A 21,988-nucleotide genomic window follows, 5' to 3' on the forward strand; every position below is an offset into this window, starting at 1 on the left:
AATAACAAAAGCCCCGACAATTGCTTGTCAGGGCTTTCGGATAACGTATAAGAGCCTGGCTTATTGCTGCTCAGTAACGCCTTCGCCTTCCGCTGAAACTTCCTCAGCAGGTGTTTGGCTAACCACTTCAATGGTTGGCTTTACCGCTGCCGTTTTAGGTTCTTTGTCAAGGGCGATGAGTGGCGCAATAACAAGGGCCACAACCGACATTAACTTTAATAATATATTCAATGAAGGGCCAGAAGTGTCTTTAAACGGATCACCTACTGTATCTCCTACAACAGCTGCTTTGTGTGGCTCAGACTTCTTGTAATACATCTGTCCGTTGATTTCCACACCCTCTTCAAAGCTCTTCTTGGCATTGTCCCAGGCACCACCGGCATTTGATTGGAAGATCGCCATCAATACACCCGACACAGTAACACCGGCCAGCATACCACCTAAGGCTTCTACACCAAAACCAGGTAAGAAGGCAATGAGCACTGGAATTACTACGGCCATTAAGCCTGGTAATACCATTTCGCGGATCGCAGCTTTAGTAGAAATATCAACACATTTAGCATATTCTGCTTTCCCATCAGCTTCATGGAAAGTTTTCTGGTCCTCTGCAGTCCAGTCTTTCATTTCCTTGTCGCCATTTTTACGCATCACATCCAAAGCAGCCTTTAGCGCAGGAATGGTGGTAAATTGTCTTCTCACTTCTTCAATCATGCTCATGGCTGCACGACCTACCGCACCCATTGCCAAAGCAGAGAATACAAAAGGAAGCATACCACCAATGAATAGGCCTGCCATTACATTAGCCTTCGAAACATCAATTGTACTTACGTTGGCTGTGGTCATAAAAGCACCGAAAAGTGCAAGGGCTGTCAATGCAGCTGAAGCAATTGCAAAACCTTTACCGATAGCCGCGGTTGTGTTACCCACAGCATCCAATTTATCTGTACGCTGACGAACTTCTTTAGGAAGCTCAGACATTTCAGCAATTCCACCGGCATTGTCAGAAATAGGTCCGTAAGCATCTACCGCTAACTGAATACCTAAATTAGATAACATACCTACAGCAGCAATGGCGATACCATACAAACCACCGAAGTGGAATGCACCGATGATAGAAAGTGCAATAATGATGATGGGAATAGCGGTAGACATCATACCCACGCCTAAACCTGCGATGATGTTGGTAGCAGCACCTGTAGAAGATTGACGTACTATTGAAAGTACCGGCTTTTTGCCCATGGCTGTGTAATACTCAGTTACTAAACCAACCAACACACCTCCAACAAGACCAATCACTGTTGCCCAGAATACACCAAGAGAGGTGTAATGATTTCCAAGCTCAGGATTTTCCCATGCATACAAAGGATCTTTAAACCACCATTCGGCAGGTAGCATCCATGTAATGATAAAATAAGAAGCGGCCACCATTAAGGCAGAAGAAATGAATTCACCACGGTTCAATGCAGCTTGTGGATCGCCACCTTCTCTTACTTTTACAAAGAAGGTGCCCAGGAATGACATCACAATACCAACCGCTGCTAAGGCCAAAGGCAATAATACAGCAGAAAGACCACTGAAGTTATCTGTAAAACCGGGCACCATAAAGGCAGCACCCAATACCATAGTACCTACAATAGAACCGATATATGATTCAAATAAGTCGGCACCCATACCGGCCACATCTCCTACGTTATCGCCTACGTTATCGGCAATGGTAGCAGGGTTCAGTGGATGATCTTCAGGGATACCCGCTTCAACTTTACCAACAAGGTCAGCACCTACGTCAGCAGCTTTGGTATAGATACCACCACCTACGCGTGCAAACAAGGCAATAGAGGAAGCACCAAAAGAGAAACCGGTTAAGACAGTAATTACTTGATTTAAATTAGCTTGTGTATCAAGACCAAAAATAGAAGCATAAATAATGAATAAGGTACTAAGACCAAGAACACCCAGTCCAACTACGCCCATACCCATAACAGAGCCGCCTGTGAAGGCTACTTCCAGGGCTTTACCTAAAGAAGTGCGTGCTGCGTTTGTAGTGCGTACGTTAGCTTTTGTAGCTACACGCATACCAATGAACCCAGCCAGGGCTGAGGTGAAGGCACCCAATACAAAAGAGACTGCAACTAAGGGTGATGAAGTTTCGCTATTTGCTGTTACGCCTAAAAGTATGGCTACACAGATTACGAAGATGGCGAGCACTTTGTACTCAGCTTTCAAGAAAGCCATAGCACCTTCAGCGATGTGTCCGGCAATTTTTTTCATTTTGTCCGTGCCGGCATCCTGTTTAGCAATCCAGGCGCTCTTCCACACTACGAAGATCAGACCCAGTGCCCCGAAAACAGGCAAAGAATACAGTACATTTTCCATGATATAGTTAGGTTTCAGTTAACAATAAAAACCATCTGCCCGATGTAATCGTAGGCAAGGTGGTCTTTTAAAGCGTGGCAAAGATAGGAGAACTCACAAAACACGCAAATACGTTTTGTTTGACTTATTAAGCTGATAATCAGGTTAATGTAAATTAAGAAAAGCCTGACTAGGCAAACATCTGTTTCAATGCACCCCAAAGGTTCTTTTTCTTTATATCATCCAGTGCTGATAATGCATCGGAAGTAATAAAGGCAGTTTCACCTTGTTTCTGATTTTTGTAGGGTGCTTCGCTTTCTGAAATAATTGTCCCGAAGGCAATTATTCTGGAAGGATTGTATTGAATTAAATTGGCCAGACTTATTTTATCCGCCTGAAGAATATTTACCTGATCCATAGAAATCTTAACTGATCCAAGAATTTTACTCAATAAAACCTTGTCAGCTTCACTCATGCTTGACCATGGCTGGTTGATCAGCACCATTGTAGTATCTGCAGCCTTGTATAAATCTTCAGGGTATAAAAATTCGTATGCATTACTCATGCCTAAGCGTCTTTAATGTCAAATAGAGACTTTAGTTCATTCGCTTCACTGGGCTTCATACGACCTGCCAGGATAAGGCGAAGTTGTCTTCTGCGTAAGGCACCATTGTAATACTCTTTTTCCAGTTCGTTTTCTGGTTCTATCTCAGGTACGTCTATGGGTCTTCCGCTTTGATCAACCGCGACAAAAGTAAAATAGGCACTATTACTTTCTACCTTTTGACTTGCTGGTATGTCTTCAGCATCTACATCGATGCGTACTTCCATAGATGAATTGAAGGCGCGTGTTACCCTTGCTTTCAAAGTCACCACATTGCCCAGGCGAATAGGATGTTTAAAAGAGATATTATCCACAGAGGCCGTTACCACAATTCTGTTGGAGTGCTTCTGCGCAGAGATGGCCGATACAATATCCATCCAATGCATGAGTCGTCCACCCATTAAATTATTAAGCGTATTGGTGTCATTAGGCAGCACGAGTTCAGTCATGCTTACAAAGGATTCGCTGGGTGTCTTTTTCTTTTTTGCCATTAAAATAACTCTTTTATAATCTCCTCTTTAGACTTGTTAAAATGCTCAGCTACATCTTGTAAGATTGCCGAAAGTGTTCCAATTTTAATTGGATCGTGATTAGGTATTGTTAAATGGTGCTCTCCCTTCTCCAGTGTAGTAAGCCTGATATGACTGCCTGATTGCCTTGTAGGAATGTAATGATACTTTTTTAAGGCTTTGATCAAATCAGCTGCACTGATATCACGGGGTAACTTCATGCGGCAAAAACAAAATCTTTGACGACATGGAGTCTTACTAGACGAGGCTTTTGCTCATCAAAGTGGCAGCGGATGGCATCCTTGATTTTGTCTTGCAAAGCCTCGATTGAATCGGCCTCAGTAAAAATGGAGAAGCCCAAAGCTTTTGCAGTGAGACCTCCTTCAGGGCTCTCTTCAACTAAAAAAATGATTTCTTCCATCTTGATAAAACTAAAATGATTACAAATAACGGCATTTTTGAAGGAATAAGAGTATAGAAAAATGTCAGAGTTATCTTACTTATTCCAGCCCTGCTCACCCAACAGAGGAACAAAAGCAAAATAATCAAAGTCTTCGCGAATCAGTTTGCCATGCTTCTTACGGATGCGAACCATTTGCTGTTTTTCCTTGTCGCCAATTGGTATAATCAAAATACCCCCCTCCGCCAGTTGATCGGTAAGCGCATCAGGAAGTACCGGAGCTCCGGCTGTTACGATAATCTTATCAAAAGGTGCTTTGGCAGGTAAGCCTTTAGAGCCATCACCATAAAAAAAGTAAGGTTTGTATCCCAATTCGGGAAGAAATTTTTTAGTCCGTTCAAAGAGCACCTTATTGTACTCAATTGTGTAAACAGTGGCTCCTAATTCAGCTAAAATGCAGGCCTGGTAGCCTGAACCGGTGCCAATTTCCAAAACCTTGTCTTTTGGCTTTATTTCCAACTTCTCACTTTGAAAAGCCACCGTATAGGGCTGAGAGATGGTTTGTCCTTCACCAATCGGAAAAGCTTTATCCTGGTAGGCATGTTCTAATAAAGCGTTCTCAAAAAAAACATGTCTGGGAACTTTTGCGATGGCTTGCAAAACGCGTAAATCTGTAATCCCCTTATTTTCAAGGACTTTCACTAATTTGTTGCGTAAACCGCGTGTTTTATAGGTATCTGGAGCCATGCTATTTTGGCACGAAAAAAGCCAATTTTTCCGCTTTAACAAAGTTTCTAAAATTCTTTAGGAAAAGTGAAACCTACCCCGTTATTTTAGGGTTCTCTCCACACAGTGATAAAGCTTTTTGCCATAGCGTTCACATGTGTTTACCTGCACCTGTCAGTAGGAGTGGTTAAAACCACCCACTACTGCATGGGCAGGGAGAGTTCCTCTATTTTCTATACTTTCGAGGCTAAACGATGTGGTTGCAGCCTATTTCTCCCAAATTCGGAAAAAAATTCATGCTGTCATGACGAGTCTGAGCTCATCGTAATAGACGAGGATCAAACCCTCGCTTCATCGCTTTCTTTAACTTCTCCAGAATACTTTCCGATAGCCGAACTTTATAGCATTGACTTAGAATTAACGTCTTTGTTGACTGAGCATGAGTCAGATTTATATCTGAATAATAGCCTTCCACCTCCAAAAGAGCCACTCTACAAAATATTGTGTGCTTATACCCTCTACGAGGAGGATTTGTCGACTTGTTAATGATCAGTTTTGTACTGACGTGCCTTTGGCATAATTTTATCTTTAAATATTACTAACGACAAACATCAACATGAAAAATACTTTCATTTTTATATTATCCTTACTCTTATCTGTTGCAGCTTTTGGTCAGTCCTCAAAGTTGGTTAAAGCTGAAATCAAGGTTTACGGCAATTGCGGTATGTGCAAGGCACGTATTCAAAAGGCGCTAGACAGAACGGGTATCAAGACTGCCACCTGGGACACAAAAACCAAAAACCTCTCTATCGTTTATAACTCCGATAAACTGACAGAACTGGACATACATAAATTTATTGCAGAGGTTGGTCATGATACTGATAAGGCCAAAGCAAAAGATGAAGTGTATGCCAAACTTCCTTTCTGCTGCTTATACCGCGACCACGATCATAGTGGTATGGAAGATGGCGACCACCGTTAATTCATAATCCATGCGATATCAATGGATTAAATCCATTCCTGTTTTGATAGGAATGGTAATGTGTATTGCTCTGGAGAGTAATGCACAAAAAGTAATGGGCTTAGTGGTTGAAAAAAACGCCAATGGTGTTGATCAGGCCTTGCCTGGAGCCAATGTTTTTTGGCTGGGTACAAGTAAGGGTACTAATACTGGAGAAAATGGCGTGTTCATGATCGATCGTGTTGAAGGTGCAACAAAGTTGGTGATCAGTTTTGTGGGCTATAAAAGCGATACGCTCACCATCACTAATCAAACAAGCGTAAAGGTTGTACTCATCTCAGATCAGGTGCTGGATGAAATCACGGTGCAAGGGTGGCGATCTTCCAGTGGACTGGATCAGTTGAAGCCGATCAATACAGTAGTCATGACAGAAAAAGAATTGTTCAAGGCAGCTTGTTGTAATCTTTCAGAAAGCTTTGAAACAAATCCTTCTGTTGATGTTGCCTTTACGGATGCCATTACGGGCACAAGACAGATACAGATGCTGGGTTTGGCAGGACCGAATACGATGATCTCCATCGAGAACATGCCTGGTGTGCGTGGGTTGGCTGGAAGTCAGGGTATACAATTTATACCAGGCACCTGGATCAATTCCATTCAGGTAACAAAAGGTGTAGGTTCTGTCGTGAATGGTTATGAGAGCATTGCCGGACAAATCAACGTTGAATTAAAGAAACCGGAAGAGAGTGAAACTTTTTACCTGAATGGTTATGTGAATGAATCGGGTAGGAGTGAACTGAATGCGAATGTGACAGCGCACCCAAGTAAGAAATGGGCAACAACTGTTTTGCTTCACGGCAGCACGCGTCCTTTTGAAATGGATCAGAATAAAGATGGCTTCCTTGATTTTCCTACAGGCTCGCAAATCAACTTTATTAACCGCTGGGTGTACAGCAGTGGCACTGGTTGGTTAGGTCAGTTTGGTGTAAAGGCTTTACGTGATACCAAGCAAGGTGGGCAGACTGATTTTACGGATGAAGATAAGTTCACCACGAATAGATATGGTTTTGAAATCAATACGGATCGCTATGAAGCTTGGGGAAAGGTTGGCTATCAGTTTAAAGGTCAGCCTTACAAGAGCGTAGGCCTGCAATTGTCAGCGACACAACATCAGCATGATAGTTATTTTGGTTTTAACATACATGAAGCTGAGGAACGTTCTGCCTATGCGAATTTGATTTACCAATCCATCATTGGCAATAACTCTCATAAGTTTAAAACAGGACTTAGCTTTTTGTATGATGATTATGATGAACAGTTTGCTGTGAATACAGTCAACCCCGCATCATTCATTATTATTGAAAACCAGAATGGTAGCACGGATGTAACACAAGCTGTGGATTTCGGCAGAACAGAAAATGTAGCAGGTGCTTTCTTTGAATATGATTATGACAACCATAAAAATATTCAGGTGATTGCAGGCATGCGTGTTGATTACCACAATTTATTCGGTACGCTTTTTACACCACGGTTGCATACACGCTTTTTATTAACAGAAACCACAGCACTTCGTGCATCTGCTGGTCGTGGCATTCGTCTGGCGAATTTGTTAACAGAGAATACAGGTGTGCTGGCTTCGGCACGCCAATTGGTTTTCACTAGGCTGCAATCTGATTATGCTTATGGGTTTAAACCAGATATGGCCTGGAATTATGGGGTTAATTTTTCACAGGATTTTACCCTCGATTACCGTTCGGGTAATATCGTGATCGATTATTTCTACACAGATTTTGAGAATCAGGCGGTGCTTGATTTTGATCGTTCGACCCGACAAGCTAACTTCTTTGGTTTAACCGGTAAATCGTTTTCGCATAGTTTACAATTCCAGGTGGATTATGAATTGATAAGAAGGTTTGATCTTCGCTTAGCCTACCGTTGGCTGGATGTACAAACTGATTACCTCGATGGCAGGTTGCAGCGCCCGCTGATTCCGAAGCATCGTGCATTTGCTAACCTGGCATATGAAACACGCAATGGCTGGAAGTTTGATTATACGGTGCAGTGGCTAGGTGAACAACGCATACCGGATACTTCTTTAAACGAAGTGCAGAATCAGTTGCCTTCAACTTCACCTTCGTATGTATTGATGAGTAGTCAGGTAACCAAGGAGTTTAAAAAACCGTGGAGTGTTTATCTGGGCGTTGAGAATTTGAGTGATTATACTTTAGATAGCCCGATTGTAGGGGCTAATGATCCTTTTAACGCAAATAATAATTTTGACACATCGATGGTGTGGGGTCCTATTTTTGGAAGAATGTTTTATGCAGGATTCCGTTATAGAATAGGCGAAGCACATCAGGAATAATAATTACATGAGTCTTTAGTGTGTCGTGCACTAAAGACTCATTTTTTAACTCACCAACTTGTTGATGGCTTCATTTGTTTTCCTGAAATTGAATTCAGCCACAGCTTTCTCCAGCATCCTTTTAATTTCTTTAGTGCAAAGATTACCAAGACTACCTTCATGGGTATGGTTAATATTTTTGGCGGGCTTATATTGATTGTTCTCTATATCCTGACCAATTTTTTTATAGGCATCTCTGAAGGGCATTCCGCCAAGCACTAATTTATTAACTTCTTCTACACTGAAAAGAAATTTATATTTCTCGTCCTCCAAAATATTTTCCTTAATGACAACATTAGCTAACATCAGCTGAATCATCTGTAAACAATCTTTGAGGTTTTGGATGGCTGGGAAAAGCAATTCCTTAGTCAATTGTAAATCGCGGTGATAACCTGAAGGAAGATTTGTAGTCATCAGGGCAATCTCATTCGGCAATGCCATTAACTGATTGCACCTGGCCCTTACGAGTTCAAACACATCCGGGTTTTTTTTGTGAGGCATAATGCTTGAGCCGGTAGTCAGTTCATCAGGAAAAGAAATGAATCCGAAATTTTGGTTCATGAATAAACAAGCGTCCATTGAAAGCTTGGCCAAAGTCGCTGCTACATTCGATAAAGCGGATGCAACAATACGCTCAGTTTTACCTCTGCCCATCTGGGCATACACAACATTATAGTTTAAATCTTCAAAGCCCAACAATTGTGTGGTTAGTGTTCTGTTGAGCGGAAATGAAGATCCATAGCCTGCAGCCGAGCCAAGGGGATTTTTATTAGCGACTTTGTAAGCACTTTGTAACACTAACACATCATCCACCAGACTTTCGGCATAGGCACCAAACCACAAACCAAAAGAGGAGGGCATGGCCAATTGTAAATGCGTATAACCAGGAAGTAAGTGCGCCTTATGCTTTTCACTTTGCTCTAACAGAAGCGAAAAAAGTTTTTGAATTTCAACAACTATCGTTTCTATTTCAGCTCTGAGGTAGAGTTTGATGTCAACGAGCACCTGATCGTTGCGCGACCTGCCGCTGTGAATTTTTTTACCTACATCGCCCAACCTTTTGGTGAGTTCAAACTCGACCTGTGAATGTATGTCTTCAATCCCCTCTTCAACAACAAACTTCCCTTCTTTAATACGTTTGTAAATACTTTTGAGTGCTTCAGTGAGCACTACTAACTCTGATTGATTCAGCAGCCCTACTTGCTCCAGCATACGGATGTGCGCCAACGAACCAAGCACATCAAATGGAGCGAGGAACATGTCCATCTCCTGATCTTTGCCGATAGTAAATTTTTCGACAGCCTTAAGTGCGGTTTTATCTTTTTGCCAGAGTTTCATTTGTTGATAATTTTTAATGTGAGGATAACTAGATATCCCAATAATAATTAATGCTTATTTGTGTCTTTACCTAAAATCCGTCTGACCGCTGTTTACATCCGCATTCAGCGGTCTGACGGATTGCCTGATGGCTAAATTCATGTTGTTTTAAAACCTAGTTGTTTCAAAACAGATTAACATTTAACAAATAGCTACCCTTGTCTCATAGATTTTATTATCCATTTCATTATATGATTTCGTTTAGCAACCTGATGTAGGTTTCAATGCCCCGTTGTATTTCTTTTACATAGATAAACTCATCTGCACTATGCGAGCGGGCGGAATCACCAGGACCTATTTTTACGGAGGGTGTCGGTATTAATGCCTGGTCGGAAGTAGTAGGGGAGCCGTAAAGATTGATGTTAAATTTTTTGGCAGCTATCACCAGTGGATGATCGAGTTCAATACCTGAAGGCCTGAGTCGTATCGAGCGCGGTTTGATTTCACTTTTGCAATGCTTTTGAATCGTTGTAAGGACTCCTTCCATACTGTAAGCATCTGTTAGACGCACATCAACGGTGAAATGACATTCAGCAGGCACTACATTGTGCTGTTGCCCGGCCTGTATAATGGTTACACTCATTTTAACAGGGCCAAGCGTTGCAGATACTTTAGGAAATTGATAAGACTTAAGCCAGTTAATATCTTCGATGGCTTCATAGATGGCATTGACACCCTCTTCTCTTGCCGCATGTCCGGCTTTTCCGTGTGCAATGCAATCGAGCACCATCAAACCTTTTTCGGCAATAGCCATTTCACATAAGGTGGGCTCACCTACAATAGCAAAATCTATATTGGGCAATAATGACCAAATGCTTTCTATGCCTTCAGTTCCTGAGATTTCTTCTTCTGCAGTAGCAGCCACTACTATATTGTACTTCAAATTTTCTTTATTGTAGAAATAAAGAAAGGTGGCAATAAGGGACACCAGCGGTCCTCCGGCATCGTTGCTGCCTAGGCCGTATAGTTTTTCTTCAATGATACTTGCCTCAAAGGGATCTCTGGTGTACTGAGAATTGGGCTTAACGGTATCGTGATGCGAATTGAGTAAGATACTGGGTTTGGAAGCATCAAAGAGTTTGTTCAGTGCCCACACATTATTTCCTTTCCTTTGTGTTGGAATTCCTTCTTGCGCAAAAAAAGCTTCCAGGGCAGCAGCAGTATTGTGCTCCTCCTTGCTAAATGAGGGAATGGTAATGAGTTGTTTTAGCAGTTCGAGGGCTTTGTTGCTCAATTCTTTCATAGCCTTTTATCAAAGTGTAATAAGCGTGCCTTCTGTCATTTGTCCTGTATTTTTTAACAGGTCGCTAGCCTCACCAATCAATACTTCTTTTACCCCTGATTTAATGGCAGCAAAAGCATTTTCTAATTTAGGAAGAATTCCGTCCTTCAATACATTTTGTTGAAGTAAGCTGTTGTAAGTATTTTGTGTGATGTGTCGGATTACTGAATTTTCATCATCAACATGCTGAAGTACACCCTTCTTTTCGAAACAGAAAATTAACCTGATATCGAAATGTTTGCTGAGGGCGATTGACAGAACAGATGCGATGGTATCAGCATTGGTGTTTAGCATCTTACCATCGGCATGAGTAAGTGGTGCAAAAACAGGTATGGTATTTTGTTTTAGCAACACATGAAGCAAGGGTGTGTTAACATCTCCTGGCTTGATATCACCCACAAATCCGTAATCAATGTCTTTTACAGGGCGTTTCACTGCTTTAATCATGTTTCCATCTGCCCCTGAAATACCAATGGCATTGCAGTGCAATTGTTGAAGCGTGGCAACTATTTTCTTATTGACTAAACCCCCATACACCATCGTTACCAGATCAAGGGTTTGCTCGTCAGTTATTCTCCTTCCATTAACATAGTTAGATGCTATCCCTAACTGATTGCCTATGTGTGTTGCAATTTTCCCGCCACCATGAATTAGAATTTTCGGCTCACGAATAGAAGAAAAATCTTTCAGAAAAGAATTGAGATGCTCTTCATTGTCGAGCACATTGCCACCAATTTTTATGATAAAGAGTTTATTCATGATTCTCTATTACTTATTTTTTAATAATTCATCCAACACAGCTTGGGCAGCCCATACTCTATTCCCGGCTTGTTGTGTAACAATACTACTGGCGCTGTCCAACACCTCATCGCTCAGTTCAACATTTCTTCTTACGGGCAGGCAATGCATGACTTTAGCCTCGTTTGTGTCGACAAGTTTAGCTTGTGTTAACATCCAATTTTTATCTTCAATGAGTATTTTTCCGTAATTCTGGTAAGCACTCCAGTTTTTAACATAGATGAAGTCTGCATCTTTCAGGGCTGTATCCTGATTATATTCTATGTTGGCACCTTTTGTAAATTGTTCATCTAATTCATAACCAGCAGGGTGACTGATGACAAAATCTGCTTTACCCCAGGCATTGATCCACTGTGCAAAACTGTTGGCAACACATTGGGGTAAGGCTTTTACATGTGGTGCCCAGGTAAGTACAACCTTTGGTTTGCGCTTCTCATTAAAAATTTCTTCTATGGTAATGATGTCTGCCAGACTTTGCAAAGGGTGTAGCGTAGCACTCTCGAGACTGAGTATTGGAATGCCTGCATACTTGATGAATTGCTGCAAATAGAATTCACTGTAGTCAGCTTCCTTGTCTTTTAAGCCTGGAAATGTTCTAACACCAAGGATATCGAAGTAGGTGCCAAGAATAGGAGCCGCATCTTTGATGTGTTCAACACTTGTTCCATTCATCACAGCACCCTCTTCAAATTCCAGCATCCAGCCGTCCTGATTTACATTCAGTACTATGGCTTTCATACCAAGGTTTTCAGCAGCGATCTGTGTGCTCAGCCTTGTACGCATACTGGGATTTAGAAAAACCAACCCTATTCTTTTACCAGCACCTATTTGCTGACTTACAAGCGGGTTCGTTTTGAATTGTAGTGCCTTATTTACTAAAGCATCAATGTCTTCAACATCGTAAACGGATAGGAAGTGTTTCATGCTACTTCTTTTTCTATTGCGTGAAGGAAAATATCAGCTTCTGCTTTTGTAAGTGTGAGGGAAGGCAACAAACGAATGGTGTTGGGTTTAGCTTCACCTGTAAAAATCTTTTGGGTTTTAAGCAGGTTTGTTCTCACGTTTTTTTTGTCGTCTGGTAAGTCAACACCAATCATCAAGCCTTTACCCCTGATTTCCAGTAGGCCTTTTATCTTTCCGAGTTTCTCCAATAAATAATTACCTACAGTTGATGCATTGTTCATCAACTTTTCTTTTTCCATAACATCAAGCACAGCGATGGCCGCGGCACAGGCCAGATAATTGCCGCCAAAAGTTGTTCCCAACATACCACTCCAGGGCTTGATATCCGGATGGATCAAAACACTGCCAATAGGGAAACCGTTGCCCATACCCTTGGCGGTGGTAATCAGGTGTGGGTGAATATTTGCGAATTGATGCGCAAAGAACTTTCCTGTACGACCGTAACCACTTTGTATTTCATCAAGTATCAGCAAGGCATTGTGTTGCTTGCATTTCTTCTCAATGTATTGCAGAAAAGAGTCTGTTGGCAACTGAATGCCACCTACACCTTGTATACCTTCAATGATAACAGCAGCAACATCTCCATCCATGACTTCATCAAAAGCTTTCTCATCGTTAAGGGGTACGAAAGTGATGTTATGTCCGGCATTGAAAGGTGCTACTATTTTTGGATTATCAGTTGCCGCCACGGCTCCTGACGTACGGCCATGAAATGCTTTGTGAAAAGCGACAATCTTTTTTCTACCCGTAACAAACGAAGCAATCTTCAAAGCATTTTCATTGGCTTCCGCCCCAGAGTTACATAAGAAAAGATTGTAGTCAGTGTAGCCGGATAAGGCGCCTAATTTTTCTGCCAGTGCTGCCTGTAATTTATTTTGAACACTGTTGGAGTAAAAACCAATATTGTTCAGTTGCTCAGTAATGGCTTTTACATACTGTGGATGCGAATGACCGATGGATATAACGGCATGTCCACCATATAAGTCGAGGTACTTTTCACCTTTCTCACACCAAAGCCATGAGCCCTGTGCCTTAACCGGATTGATATCAAAAAGAGGATATACGTCAAAGAGATTCATTTTAAAATATTTTTAATGACAATCAAACTGTCTTATGACTTTTGTTGGTTTTTTTGCGTCATAAGACAATGCTTTTAAGTTTAAGACCTGACGTTTCGTTAAAACCAAACATCAGGTTCATATTCTGAACAGCTTGTCCACTGGCACCTTTTAATAAGTTATCAATAGCTGTATGGATGACAACTTTATTCCCTTCTTTCTCTATACCGATGATGCACTTGTTTGTGTTGACTACCTGTTTTAAATCAATCGTATTATCAGAAACGATAGTGAAGGGATGTTGTGCGTAGAAATCAGTGAACAAATTCCGGATCTGTTCAATTGTTAAATCTGAACTGATTGTAGAGCTAACAAAGATACCCCTTGTAAAATCTCCCCGCCATGGAATGAAGTTAATCGGTGCTGAGAAATGCTGTTGAAGTTGAGTCAGCGATTTTTTGATTTCTCCCAAATGTTGGTGAACAAGTGTTTTGTAAGCAGAGATGTTATTGGCACGCCAGGTAAAATGTGTAGTGTCTTGCAATTTCTGCCCGGCACCTGTAGATCCGGTAATGCCGGTTGTGTAGACTTCACTTAACAATCCTGCTTTGGCTAAAGGCAACAAGCCTAGTTGGATAACCGTAGCAAAGCATCCCGGATTGGCAATTGATTTCGCCTGCGTAATATCTTGCTTATTCAATTCAGGTAAGCCATAAACGAATGATCTGTCTCTAAAATTTCCATCAAGCCTGAAATCCTGACTCAGGTCTATAATGTTTGTTGCTGCTGAAATAGTATTCTCTTCCAGAAACTTCTTGCTTTCCCCATGTCCCAGGCAAAGGAATAGTACATCGGCTTGCTCAAGCTTGTTCGTGAATGTCAATTCACTTTCGCCAAGCAAGTCATGATGAATGGTATGTATTTTTTTTCCTGCATTGCTTCTGCTGTGAATGAAGCTGATCTCAACCATCGGATGATTCAGTAATAAGCGGATTGTTTCGCCACCAGTATACCCTGCTCCGCCAATAATGCCTGCTTTTATCTTCACTTCGCTCATAATTTTAAATTTGAAATTTGAAATTTAAAATTGCCGTTAATCCTTAACTGCTTCTTTAACTTGATGGTAAATGGCGGTTTGGTTCCCAAATATTTTAGTAAAACCTTTCACGTCATCACCTGTCCATCCCAGATTCATTTCACCATACTTGCCAAATTTGGACGACATCAGGTCGAAAGCTGATTCTATACCAAGAATGACAAACCTGTAGGGAAGTAGTTCTACATGGACGTCACCACTAACTTGTCGTTGAGTACTTTGTAAATACGCTTCGATATCGCGCATTACCGGATCGAGGTATTGACCCTCATGCAGCCAGGTACCATAAAATTGTGCCAGTTGTTCTTTCCAGTTCAATTGCCATTTGGTTAGTACGTGCTTCTCAAGGGCATGATGCGCCTTGATAATCAGCAAAGGTGCAGCCGCTTCAAAACCCACACGGCCTTTAATACCGATGATCGTATCACCTACATGAATATCTCGGCCAATACCAAAAGGTGCCGCGATGTTCTGTAAATGTTGTATCGCCTCACTTGGATGCGCAAAAGATTGGCCATTGACTTTGATCAGTTCACCTTGTTTAAAAGTCAATGAAATTTGTTCGCTCTCAGTTTTGCTGATGGGGGTAGGCCAGGCTTCTTCCGGCAGCATGCCCAGCGACTTCAGGGTTTCTTTTCCGCCCACAGAAGTTCCCCACAAACCTTTATTAATGGAGTAAAGCGCTTTTTCAAAATTGAATTGTACACCTTTTGATTTCAAATAGTCAATCTCGGCTTCTCTCGATAACTTCAGTTCGCGAATAGGGGTAATAATTTCTACACCAGGCACTAGGATATTGAGCACCATATCAAAACGAACCTGATCGTTTCCGGCACCGGTGCTGCCGTGTGCCACAGCATCTGCTTTTATCTTTTTAGCATAATTGGCCACAGCCAATGCCTGCGACATACGCTCAGCACTTACACTTAATGGATAGGTGTTATTCTTTAATACATTTCCATAAATAAGGAAGCGGATTACAGTGTCGTAATAATTTTTCGTTTCATCCACTGTCTGGTGCGAGGCCACGCCCAGTGCTTTTGCCCTTGCTTCAATTTCTCCGATTTCTTTGGCATCAAAACCGCCAGTATTAACAGTCAGGGTATGCACTTCATAACCTTTGTCTTCACTTAAATATTTTACACAGAAGGAAGTATCCAAACCTCCGCTAAATGCTAAAACAACTTTCTTCATGATGTTACCAGAATAGTGTTAGAAATGATTTCTTTTCAATGTTTGGGTTTTCGTCCTTCCTGCGAATTGACTTGAGCAATACGAATTGCTTGAAGCGAATCCAACGATCGAATAGTTTAAAGTTGCCCTTAAATTTTCTTCGTGGTTCTTGTTCTTCTTTAACAAGGTTAGTCACCAGTGCTGGCTGACGTACACTTTCCACCTGCGCTTTGCGCAACAATTCAGCAGCCATGATCTTAGCTTCTGCCTCTGCAGGATCAAACAGCATACCAGTGCAGATGCAGTTCTTTCTGCCTTTGCTCATCAGTATTTCATAGTTCACACAGCTCTGGCAGCCTTTCCAGAATTCATCGTCACTGGTAAGCTCTGAATAAGTCACTGGCTCGTAACCTAACTCTGAATTTATTTTCATTACAGCCAGTCCCGTGGTGAGGCCAAATATTTTAGCTTGTGGGTATTTCTGTCGCGACAGTTCGAAGATTTTGCGCTTGATCTCGGTAGCCACACCACTTTTTCTAAAAGCAGGCGCCACAATCAAACCTGAGTTAGCTACATATTTTTCGTGTTCCCACGCTTCAATGTAACAAAACCCGACCCAGGTGCCATCGGTGGTAAGTGCAATAACAGACTTACCCTCCTGCATCTTCTTTTCAATGTAAGCAGGCGAGCGTTTGGCAATACCTGTACCGCGTGCTTTAGCTGATTCCTCCATTTCTTTTGTAATGGTTTCGGAATAGCGGATGTCGTCAGCTGTTGCCAGTCTGACAATGATAGGTTGATTCTCCAATGTTGTATGAACTAAAATGAAAGTAAATGATACAAATGCACAGCACACGAAGTACTGTAAGCACAGAGACACTGCATCCTGGAGACAGTGTGGTTAACTCAATAAGATGTTAAGATGGTATCAGATACGCGCAAAGCGAGTCGCGCTTGGTCGCCTGGTCACCGTGCAGGCTTCTTTTAGGAACTGAGATGTTCTGCTAAAGGTTGGGGTAGCCGTAGCTACTGTTAAGATGGTGATCGATGTTTTCAATTTCTGTCTGATGGTTAATGTGAAACGCTAGATAAAAGGCATAAATGGTTTTTTAGTCCGGTGCAAAGGTATAGTAAAATTATTTTTTAATGCGCAATTTTTTTTTGGCGTGGGCGAACAGCAGTTAGGCTAATGGATAAGAATGGTATAAAACAAAAGATCCGGCTTGAAGGCCGGATCTTTATTAAGATTGTTTTCACAAAGTCTTATTTAAAAAACTTCAGCGCCTTTTTCCAAAGCATATCACGATCGCTGGTAATGGAAGGATCGCTGTAAATGTTTGCAGACAACTCAGAGACAACACCTTTCTTGAAGCCAAGCTTCTCGGCCATTTGTTCGCAGAAAATGATTTCACTTCTAAAAACCTGACCATCCATTTTCATGAGTTGGATAAGGTAATAAAGGTGTTCAAATTTTTCCTCCTGTGTCATACCACTGACGTTGTGAATGGGCTTAGGATTTTTGATCATCACTTCTACTTCTTCTTTGCTGATCCCATTAGCCTTTGCAATGGTGTGGATAAGCTTAGACTCTTTCTCTTCCACTTTGTTGTCGCTGGCAGCCAGGTTGATAAGGATGTTAAGCTCTGATTTCTTATCGAATGTCATAACGTATAGTTGGTTTTGAAGGGCAATTTTGTTAATAAGGTTTAGAAATTTAATGAAATTTACATGGATTTTGTACATCCGAAGTAAAAAAATGAAATTATTGTGCAACCTAAGGCTTAGCTTACTGTCTTTTAGAAAAACGAAATATGAAAAGGATTTTTTTAACCATTTGGATAAGTCTTTTTAGTCTTGTAGCCCTTGCTCAGGAATCTGAAACCAGAAAACTTTCATCTTTTAGTGGTATAAAGGTGTCGGAAGGAATTGATGCCTACCTGAAAAAAGGTACTAAAGAGGAGGTAAGGGTAGAGGCCAGTGGTACTGATCTTTCTAATGTAATTACCGAAGTATCTGGCAATTACCTTAAAATACACATGGAGGAAGGTGTGTACAGAAACAGAACAGTAAAGGTATATGTAACCTATGTGTCTATTAATAGCCTTGGTGCCAGTTCTGGTGCCAACGTCTTTCATGAGGGAATTTTAAAAACAGATGACCTGATATTAAAGGCTTCGAGTGCCGGCACGATTGAGTTGAAAACAGAGGCTAAAACAGTAGAGGCGGGTGCCAGTAGTGCAGGTGAAATTGTGGTGGAAGGTAGTGCCGGAGCTGTGGAGCTGGATGCCAGTAGCGCGGGTGAAATAGATGCTTATAACCTTACATGCGATAAAGCCGAGGCCGAGGCTAGCAGTGGCGCCTCAGTGAAATTAACCGTGGTAAAAGACTTGGAGGCTAGGGCAAGCAGTGGGGGTAGTATTCGTTACCGGGGCAATCCAGAACGTTCAAATACAAACGCCAGCAGTGGTGGGTCGGTAAGAAAATCGAACTAAAATATGAAAGGGCTTTTTGGCCCTTTCATATTTTGTCTAGCGTAAATTCAGGCGTATAAATCTCATTACTTCTGTTCAACAGCCTGTCTTTCACGGATATCTTAAGTTTTATTGTTTTAACACTAAATATAGTTTTGAAACCCGTAGACCCCATGTTGTAAGTGAGTATACCGTCTAAAGGTGTTGGAGAATCGCTGAGCTGAGGGAATCTGCCATCATAGGTCGTGCAGAACTCTTTACGCCAATCATATTCTCTGAAACCACTAGCATCTGCGTTGGGATGGCCGGGCTCTTTTACATAAAAATCTACCTCTATGGTATAATGATTCGGATTAAACTGAAAGTAAAGCGTGTCTTTTAAGTGGATAAAATCATTGCCAAAAGCATCGCGTAAGGTGTCTTTTATTGCGTAACGCTGATCAATAATATTCCAGTCGTCAATAAATACAAAATAGCTTTGCAGCGTAAAGTTCTGACATTCTTTCGTGCTGGCATTAAATGCCGGAAGGGCGCTGTAACCGGCCTGATTCTTTTTGGTAATAAGTTTACCGCTTTGTCCTCGGGTAGTGAAGATCTTAAGCGGTACGAGTTCAGCAATACCATTTTGTAGCGTATCGGTATAAAAGGTCTCTGTACCTATTTCTTTTAAAGAAGTACCACCATCAGAAAGATAAAAATTGGAGTCGTGGAAAGGGTCGTTTATGTTATCAATCAAGTCACCTCTGTTGGTAGTAATCTTATCAATGCCCAAATTTCCGTCACCATCCTGAAACTTGATTTTTAAAATCAGCGAGTCAGGGTCAGCAAAGCCTCCAAACTCTCTAAACTCAATACTTTCAAACTCGATGGTAGGTGTGTCGGGAAACACGGGAGGGTCAAAACAGCTGCTCGTGGCAGAAATAATCAATAGGCTACCTAAAAATTTATACGCTAATTTCACGGTGTAATATTAAACGTTTAAGATACAGAACACTTGGATACTTTTAAAAGTTTTGAATCGCTTCTACCTTCTTTAAACGCACAAAGCTTTAATGAAATTGCATTGCGCCTGTTCAGGTTTCAAGCCACTGAAAATCCGGTTTACAGACGTTATTTGGAAGCTTTGGGCGTCAATCCTGATAAGATTGACAACATCGTTGATATTCCATTTATACCCATCCGTTTTTTTAAAGAACATGTATTAAAAACCGGAAATTGGGCGGAAAAGTTGTTTTTTGAAAGCAGTGGCACCACGGGTAGTCAAACCAGCAGGCATGCCATTCAGGATATTGACAGTTATTTGCTGCATGCTGAACAAATTTTCGCCAAAAATTTCGGCCCCTTAACTAATTATCACCTGCTGGCATTATTACCTTCTTATTTGGAAAAGGGTAACTCATCGCTGGTGGCCATGATTGATCATTTTATAAAAAAAACAGGTTCTGCAGACTCAGGTTTCTATCTGAATAATTATTCAAAATTGGTTGAAGATGTTGATCGGCTGAAGGCTTCATCAAAAAAAATAATTGTATGGGGAGTTACGTATGCCCTATTAGACATAGCAGAGAAATACCAGCCCGACTGGCATGACGTTGTAGTTTTTGAAACAGGGGGGATGAAAGGGCGCAGAAAAGAAATTACTCGCGAAGAATTGCATCAGGTGTTAAAAACCAAACTGAAACTTGATAAGGTCTATTCTGAATATGGAATGACCGAATTGCTGAGTCAGGCTTACACACAGGGGGAGCACCTTTTTTACCCTTCACATAGTATGAATGTGGTAATCCGTGAAATTACCGATCCCCTCAGAAAGGGCCTTATTGACGAAACCGGTGGCATAAATGTGATAGACCTGGCCAATATTTATTCCATTGCTTTCATTGAAACTGAAGATTTAGGAAAAGTTAACAAAGCTGGAAATTTTGAGGTTTTAGGCCGTTCTGATAATAGCGATGTCCGTGGCTGTAACCTGCTGGTTGAATAGTCGTATTTTACGTTAAGGTGAATTATCTGGCCTTGAATTTGTTTTATAGAAGCTTAAGTTTAAATTTGTTCTTCCCTAACAGCCACTAAAATGAAGAAATTAGTTGTAATTATCGTAGCAGTTATCTTTTTAGCTTCTTGCAGCCAGTACACTTGCCCTACTTATAGCAAAGCACCTGCACCTAAAAAAGTAGAGAATAAGATCTAAGACCTTTAAAGGTATTTTTTGACATCTTCTGCAGTAATGGTTTCGTTGGCCATTATTATCAGTCGCTCCACAACATTTCTTAACTCGCGTATATTTCCTGTCCAGGAATGTGCCTTTAATAGATCTAAGGCAGCTTTATCGATTGCCTTCACTTTAGTTCCGTAATCTTCAGCGATATCATTTAAAAATTTTGGTACCAGTAAACTAATGTCCTCTTTCCGCTCATTTAAAGCAGGGACCTTAATCAGGATTACACTGAGTCTGTGATACAAATCTTCACGAAAACGATTCTCTTCAATTTCTTTTTTGAGGTCTTTATTGGTGGCAGCCACTACCCGCACTTTTACCGGTATTTCTTTGTCGCCACCCACCCTTGTTATTTTATTTTCCTGTAGTGCCCTTAGTACTTTAGCTTGTGCAGACAAACTCATGTCTCCGATTTCATCCAGAAAAAGAGTTCCTGCTTCTGCTAATTCAAACTTGCCTAACCTTTGTTTAATGGCTGAAGTGAATGCACCTTTTTCATGACCAAATAATTCACTCTCTATCAATTCTGAGGGTATAGCCGCACAATTTACTTCCACCAAGGGTCCGCCAGATCGCTTGCTTAACTCGTGCAACTGACGCGCTACCAACTCCTTGCCCGAGCCATTAGGGCCTGTAATAAGAACACGTGCATCGGTAGGGGCTACCTTCTCAATCATTTCTTTTACAGCCTGTATGGCAGCACTTTCTCCCACTATTTCAGTACGCTTTTGTACTTTTTTACGAAGTACTTTAGTTTCTTCTACAAGCGTGGTTCTTTCTAATGCATTACGTACTGTTATCTCGAGGCGACTTAAGTCAAAAGGTTTTGAAAGAAAATCAAAGGCGCCTTTCTTTACGGCTTCTACAGCTACATCGATGGTGCCGTGTGCGGAGATGATAATAAAGTTAGTAGGGATGCCGTTGCTCATGGCTTTACTCAGTACCTCCATGCCATCCATCTTGGGCATTTTAATATCGCTCAGGCAAAGCTGGTATTCTCCGCTTTCTAACTTTTTATACCCCTCAACGCCATCAGCAGCTTCATCAACCTGATGTCCTTTCTCCGCCAGTATTTCTTTTAAACTGTTTCGAATTTTTTGATCGTCTTCGATGATCAGAATTTTAGCCATGGTAAAAGAATTGAACTGTAATGATAGGAATAAAATGAGTAAAGCCGCCTACCTGTTCGGTTCAGCGGCTTTATGTTTAAAAATGCAAGTCTGTAAGCCAGGTTCTGTCTCCCCGACAAGTCAGGGACTTCTACCATTTATCTAAGCGATCTACCCATTCCGATACTCCGACAAGTCGAAGGTTGGTTCAAGCACCCAAAATCGGAACTTATTTGATCTTACAACCCGCAAGGTTTGCCATGCTGCCGATGTTGCCATCAAGCACGGTGGGCTCTTACCCCACCTTTTCACCTTTTCCCTGATCCCGACAAGTCGGGTTGGGGTAGTTTGTTTTCTGTGGCACTGTCTGGCTTCCGTGTTAGCGGAATCCCCTCCTTTCAAAGGGTGCGGTGCTCTTAGTTGCCCGGACTTTCCTCCCTCCCGATAAATCGAGACAGCGGTAGAACAACTTGCAATACAAAGGTAA

22 protein-coding genes and 1 other RNA gene are annotated in these 21,988 nt (G+C 41.5%); 5 read left to right on the forward strand and 18 right to left on the reverse strand.

The genetic code is table 11. The features are described from left to right. Positions 1-60: 60 nt before the first annotated feature. The 6 genes from ACO1XM_RS05565 to ACO1XM_RS05590 form a co-directional block, all read right to left on the reverse strand. A complete protein-coding gene (locus ACO1XM_RS05565) occupies positions 61-2,373 on the reverse strand; it encodes a sodium-translocating pyrophosphatase (RefSeq protein ID WP_486226690.1) in 2,313 nt (770 codons plus the stop codon). A 169-nt stretch (positions 2,374-2,542) separates the two neighbouring features. Then, positions 2,543-2,917: a hypothetical protein gene (locus tag ACO1XM_RS05570; protein WP_486226692.1), complete on the reverse strand. Its 375-nt coding sequence runs from the start codon at positions 2,915-2,917 to the stop codon at positions 2,543-2,545. A 2-nt stretch (positions 2,918-2,919) separates the two neighbouring features. Then, positions 2,920-3,447 carry an acyl-CoA thioesterase gene (locus ACO1XM_RS05575; RefSeq protein ID WP_486226694.1) on the reverse strand — a complete coding sequence of 176 codons (528 nt, stop codon included), beginning with the start codon at positions 3,445-3,447 and terminating at the stop codon, positions 2,920-2,922. After that, the gene (locus tag ACO1XM_RS05580) at positions 3,447-3,686 is read right to left on the reverse strand and encodes a type II toxin-antitoxin system HicA family toxin (protein WP_486226696.1); all 240 of its coding nucleotides are present in this window, start codon (positions 3,684-3,686) and stop codon (positions 3,447-3,449) included. The genes ACO1XM_RS05575 and ACO1XM_RS05580 overlap by 1 nt, the downstream gene beginning before the upstream one ends. Further along, on the reverse strand, positions 3,683-3,886 hold the full coding sequence (locus ACO1XM_RS05585; protein WP_486226699.1) for a 2-oxoisovalerate dehydrogenase: 204 nt from the start codon (positions 3,884-3,886) through the stop codon (positions 3,683-3,685). Before ACO1XM_RS05585 ends, ACO1XM_RS05580 begins: the two co-directional genes overlap by 4 nt. A 75-nt stretch (positions 3,887-3,961) precedes the next feature. Further along, a complete protein-coding gene (locus tag ACO1XM_RS05590; protein WP_486226701.1) occupies positions 3,962-4,612 on the reverse strand; it encodes a protein-L-isoaspartate(D-aspartate) O-methyltransferase in 651 nt (216 codons plus the stop codon). Positions 4,613-4,717: 105 nt separating this feature from the next. On the opposite strand from ACO1XM_RS05590, the gene ACO1XM_RS05595 reads away from it, so the two are divergent. From ACO1XM_RS05595 to ACO1XM_RS05605, 3 genes are all read left to right on the forward strand, one after another. After that, positions 4,718-5,137: an HYC_CC_PP family protein gene (locus ACO1XM_RS05595; protein ID WP_486226703.1), complete on the forward strand. Its 420-nt coding sequence runs from the start codon at positions 4,718-4,720 to the stop codon at positions 5,135-5,137. A 70-nt stretch (positions 5,138-5,207) separates the two neighbouring features. Then, the gene (locus ACO1XM_RS05600; protein ID WP_486226705.1) at positions 5,208-5,573 is read left to right on the forward strand and encodes a heavy-metal-associated domain-containing protein; all 366 of its coding nucleotides are present in this window, start codon (positions 5,208-5,210) and stop codon (positions 5,571-5,573) included. Between the two features lie 10 nt (positions 5,574-5,583). Continuing rightward, complete coding sequence (locus tag ACO1XM_RS05605; protein ID WP_486226707.1) at positions 5,584-7,917, forward strand: TonB-dependent receptor; 2,334 nt, start codon at positions 5,584-5,586, stop codon at positions 7,915-7,917. Positions 7,918-7,962: 45 nt separating this feature from the next. On the opposite strand, the gene argH is transcribed toward ACO1XM_RS05605, so the two are convergent. The 9 genes from argH to ACO1XM_RS05650 form a co-directional block, all read right to left on the reverse strand. Then, positions 7,963-9,294, reverse strand: coding sequence for an argininosuccinate lyase (argH, locus tag ACO1XM_RS05610; RefSeq protein WP_486226709.1), 1,332 nt, complete (start codon positions 9,292-9,294; stop codon positions 7,963-7,965). 226 nt (positions 9,295-9,520) lie between these two features. Continuing rightward, complete coding sequence (locus ACO1XM_RS05615) at positions 9,521-10,576, reverse strand: M20 family metallo-hydrolase (RefSeq protein ID WP_486226711.1); 1,056 nt, start codon at positions 10,574-10,576, stop codon at positions 9,521-9,523. A 9-nt stretch (positions 10,577-10,585) separates the two neighbouring features. Then, positions 10,586-11,374 carry an acetylglutamate kinase gene (gene argB / locus ACO1XM_RS05620; RefSeq protein WP_486226713.1) on the reverse strand — a complete coding sequence of 263 codons (789 nt, stop codon included), beginning with the start codon at positions 11,372-11,374 and terminating at the stop codon, positions 10,586-10,588. A gap of 9 nt (positions 11,375-11,383) precedes the next feature. Next, positions 11,384-12,337: an N-acetylornithine carbamoyltransferase gene (locus ACO1XM_RS05625; protein ID WP_486226715.1), complete on the reverse strand. Its 954-nt coding sequence runs from the start codon at positions 12,335-12,337 to the stop codon at positions 11,384-11,386. Continuing rightward, positions 12,334-13,455 (reverse strand): aspartate aminotransferase family protein, encoded by a 1,122-nt coding sequence (locus ACO1XM_RS05630; protein WP_486226717.1) that lies wholly within the window; start codon positions 13,453-13,455, stop codon positions 12,334-12,336. The genes ACO1XM_RS05625 and ACO1XM_RS05630 overlap by 4 nt, the downstream gene beginning before the upstream one ends. Before the next feature lie 58 nt (positions 13,456-13,513). Next, positions 13,514-14,491, reverse strand: a complete 978-nt coding sequence (gene argC, locus ACO1XM_RS05635) for an N-acetyl-gamma-glutamyl-phosphate reductase (RefSeq protein ID WP_486226719.1) — start codon at positions 14,489-14,491, stop codon at positions 13,514-13,516. Positions 14,492-14,527: 36 nt separating this feature from the next. Next, on the reverse strand, positions 14,528-15,724 hold the full coding sequence (argG, locus tag ACO1XM_RS05640; protein ID WP_486226721.1) for an argininosuccinate synthase: 1,197 nt from the start codon (positions 15,722-15,724) through the stop codon (positions 14,528-14,530). 4 nt (positions 15,725-15,728) lie between these two features. Then, the gene (locus tag ACO1XM_RS05645) at positions 15,729-16,511 is read right to left on the reverse strand and encodes a GNAT family N-acetyltransferase (RefSeq protein ID WP_486226723.1); all 783 of its coding nucleotides are present in this window, start codon (positions 16,509-16,511) and stop codon (positions 15,729-15,731) included. A gap of 455 nt (positions 16,512-16,966) precedes the next feature. Continuing rightward, complete coding sequence (locus tag ACO1XM_RS05650) at positions 16,967-17,368, reverse strand: TerB family tellurite resistance protein (RefSeq protein WP_486226725.1); 402 nt, start codon at positions 17,366-17,368, stop codon at positions 16,967-16,969. A gap of 146 nt (positions 17,369-17,514) precedes the next feature. On the opposite strand from ACO1XM_RS05650, the gene ACO1XM_RS05655 reads away from it, so the two are divergent. Continuing rightward, the gene (locus tag ACO1XM_RS05655) at positions 17,515-18,195 is read left to right on the forward strand and encodes a head GIN domain-containing protein (protein ID WP_486226727.1); all 681 of its coding nucleotides are present in this window, start codon (positions 17,515-17,517) and stop codon (positions 18,193-18,195) included. 25 nt (positions 18,196-18,220) lie between these two features. Here the strand turns inward: ACO1XM_RS05655 and ACO1XM_RS05660 are convergent, their stop codons facing one another. Next, positions 18,221-19,135, reverse strand: coding sequence for a hypothetical protein (locus tag ACO1XM_RS05660; protein ID WP_486226729.1), 915 nt, complete (start codon positions 19,133-19,135; stop codon positions 18,221-18,223). A gap of 33 nt (positions 19,136-19,168) precedes the next feature. Between ACO1XM_RS05660 and ACO1XM_RS05665 the strand changes: the two genes are divergently transcribed. Next, entirely contained in the window at positions 19,169-20,158 is a 990-nt protein-coding gene (locus ACO1XM_RS05665) for an acyl transferase (RefSeq protein WP_486226731.1), read from the forward strand. 212 nt (positions 20,159-20,370) lie between these two features. Here ACO1XM_RS05665 and ACO1XM_RS05670 read toward each other — a convergent pair whose 3' ends face one another. Both ACO1XM_RS05670 and rnpB read right to left on the reverse strand, forming a co-directional pair. Continuing rightward, positions 20,371-21,522 carry a sigma-54-dependent transcriptional regulator gene (locus ACO1XM_RS05670; RefSeq protein WP_486226733.1) on the reverse strand — a complete coding sequence of 384 codons (1,152 nt, stop codon included), beginning with the start codon at positions 21,520-21,522 and terminating at the stop codon, positions 20,371-20,373. Positions 21,523-21,599: 77 nt separating this feature from the next. Continuing rightward, positions 21,600-21,978, reverse strand: an RNA gene (gene rnpB, locus ACO1XM_RS05675) — RNase P RNA component class A. Between the last annotated feature and the right edge of the window lie 10 nt (positions 21,979-21,988).

It is taken from the genome of Chryseotalea sp., from assembly GCF_057350905.1.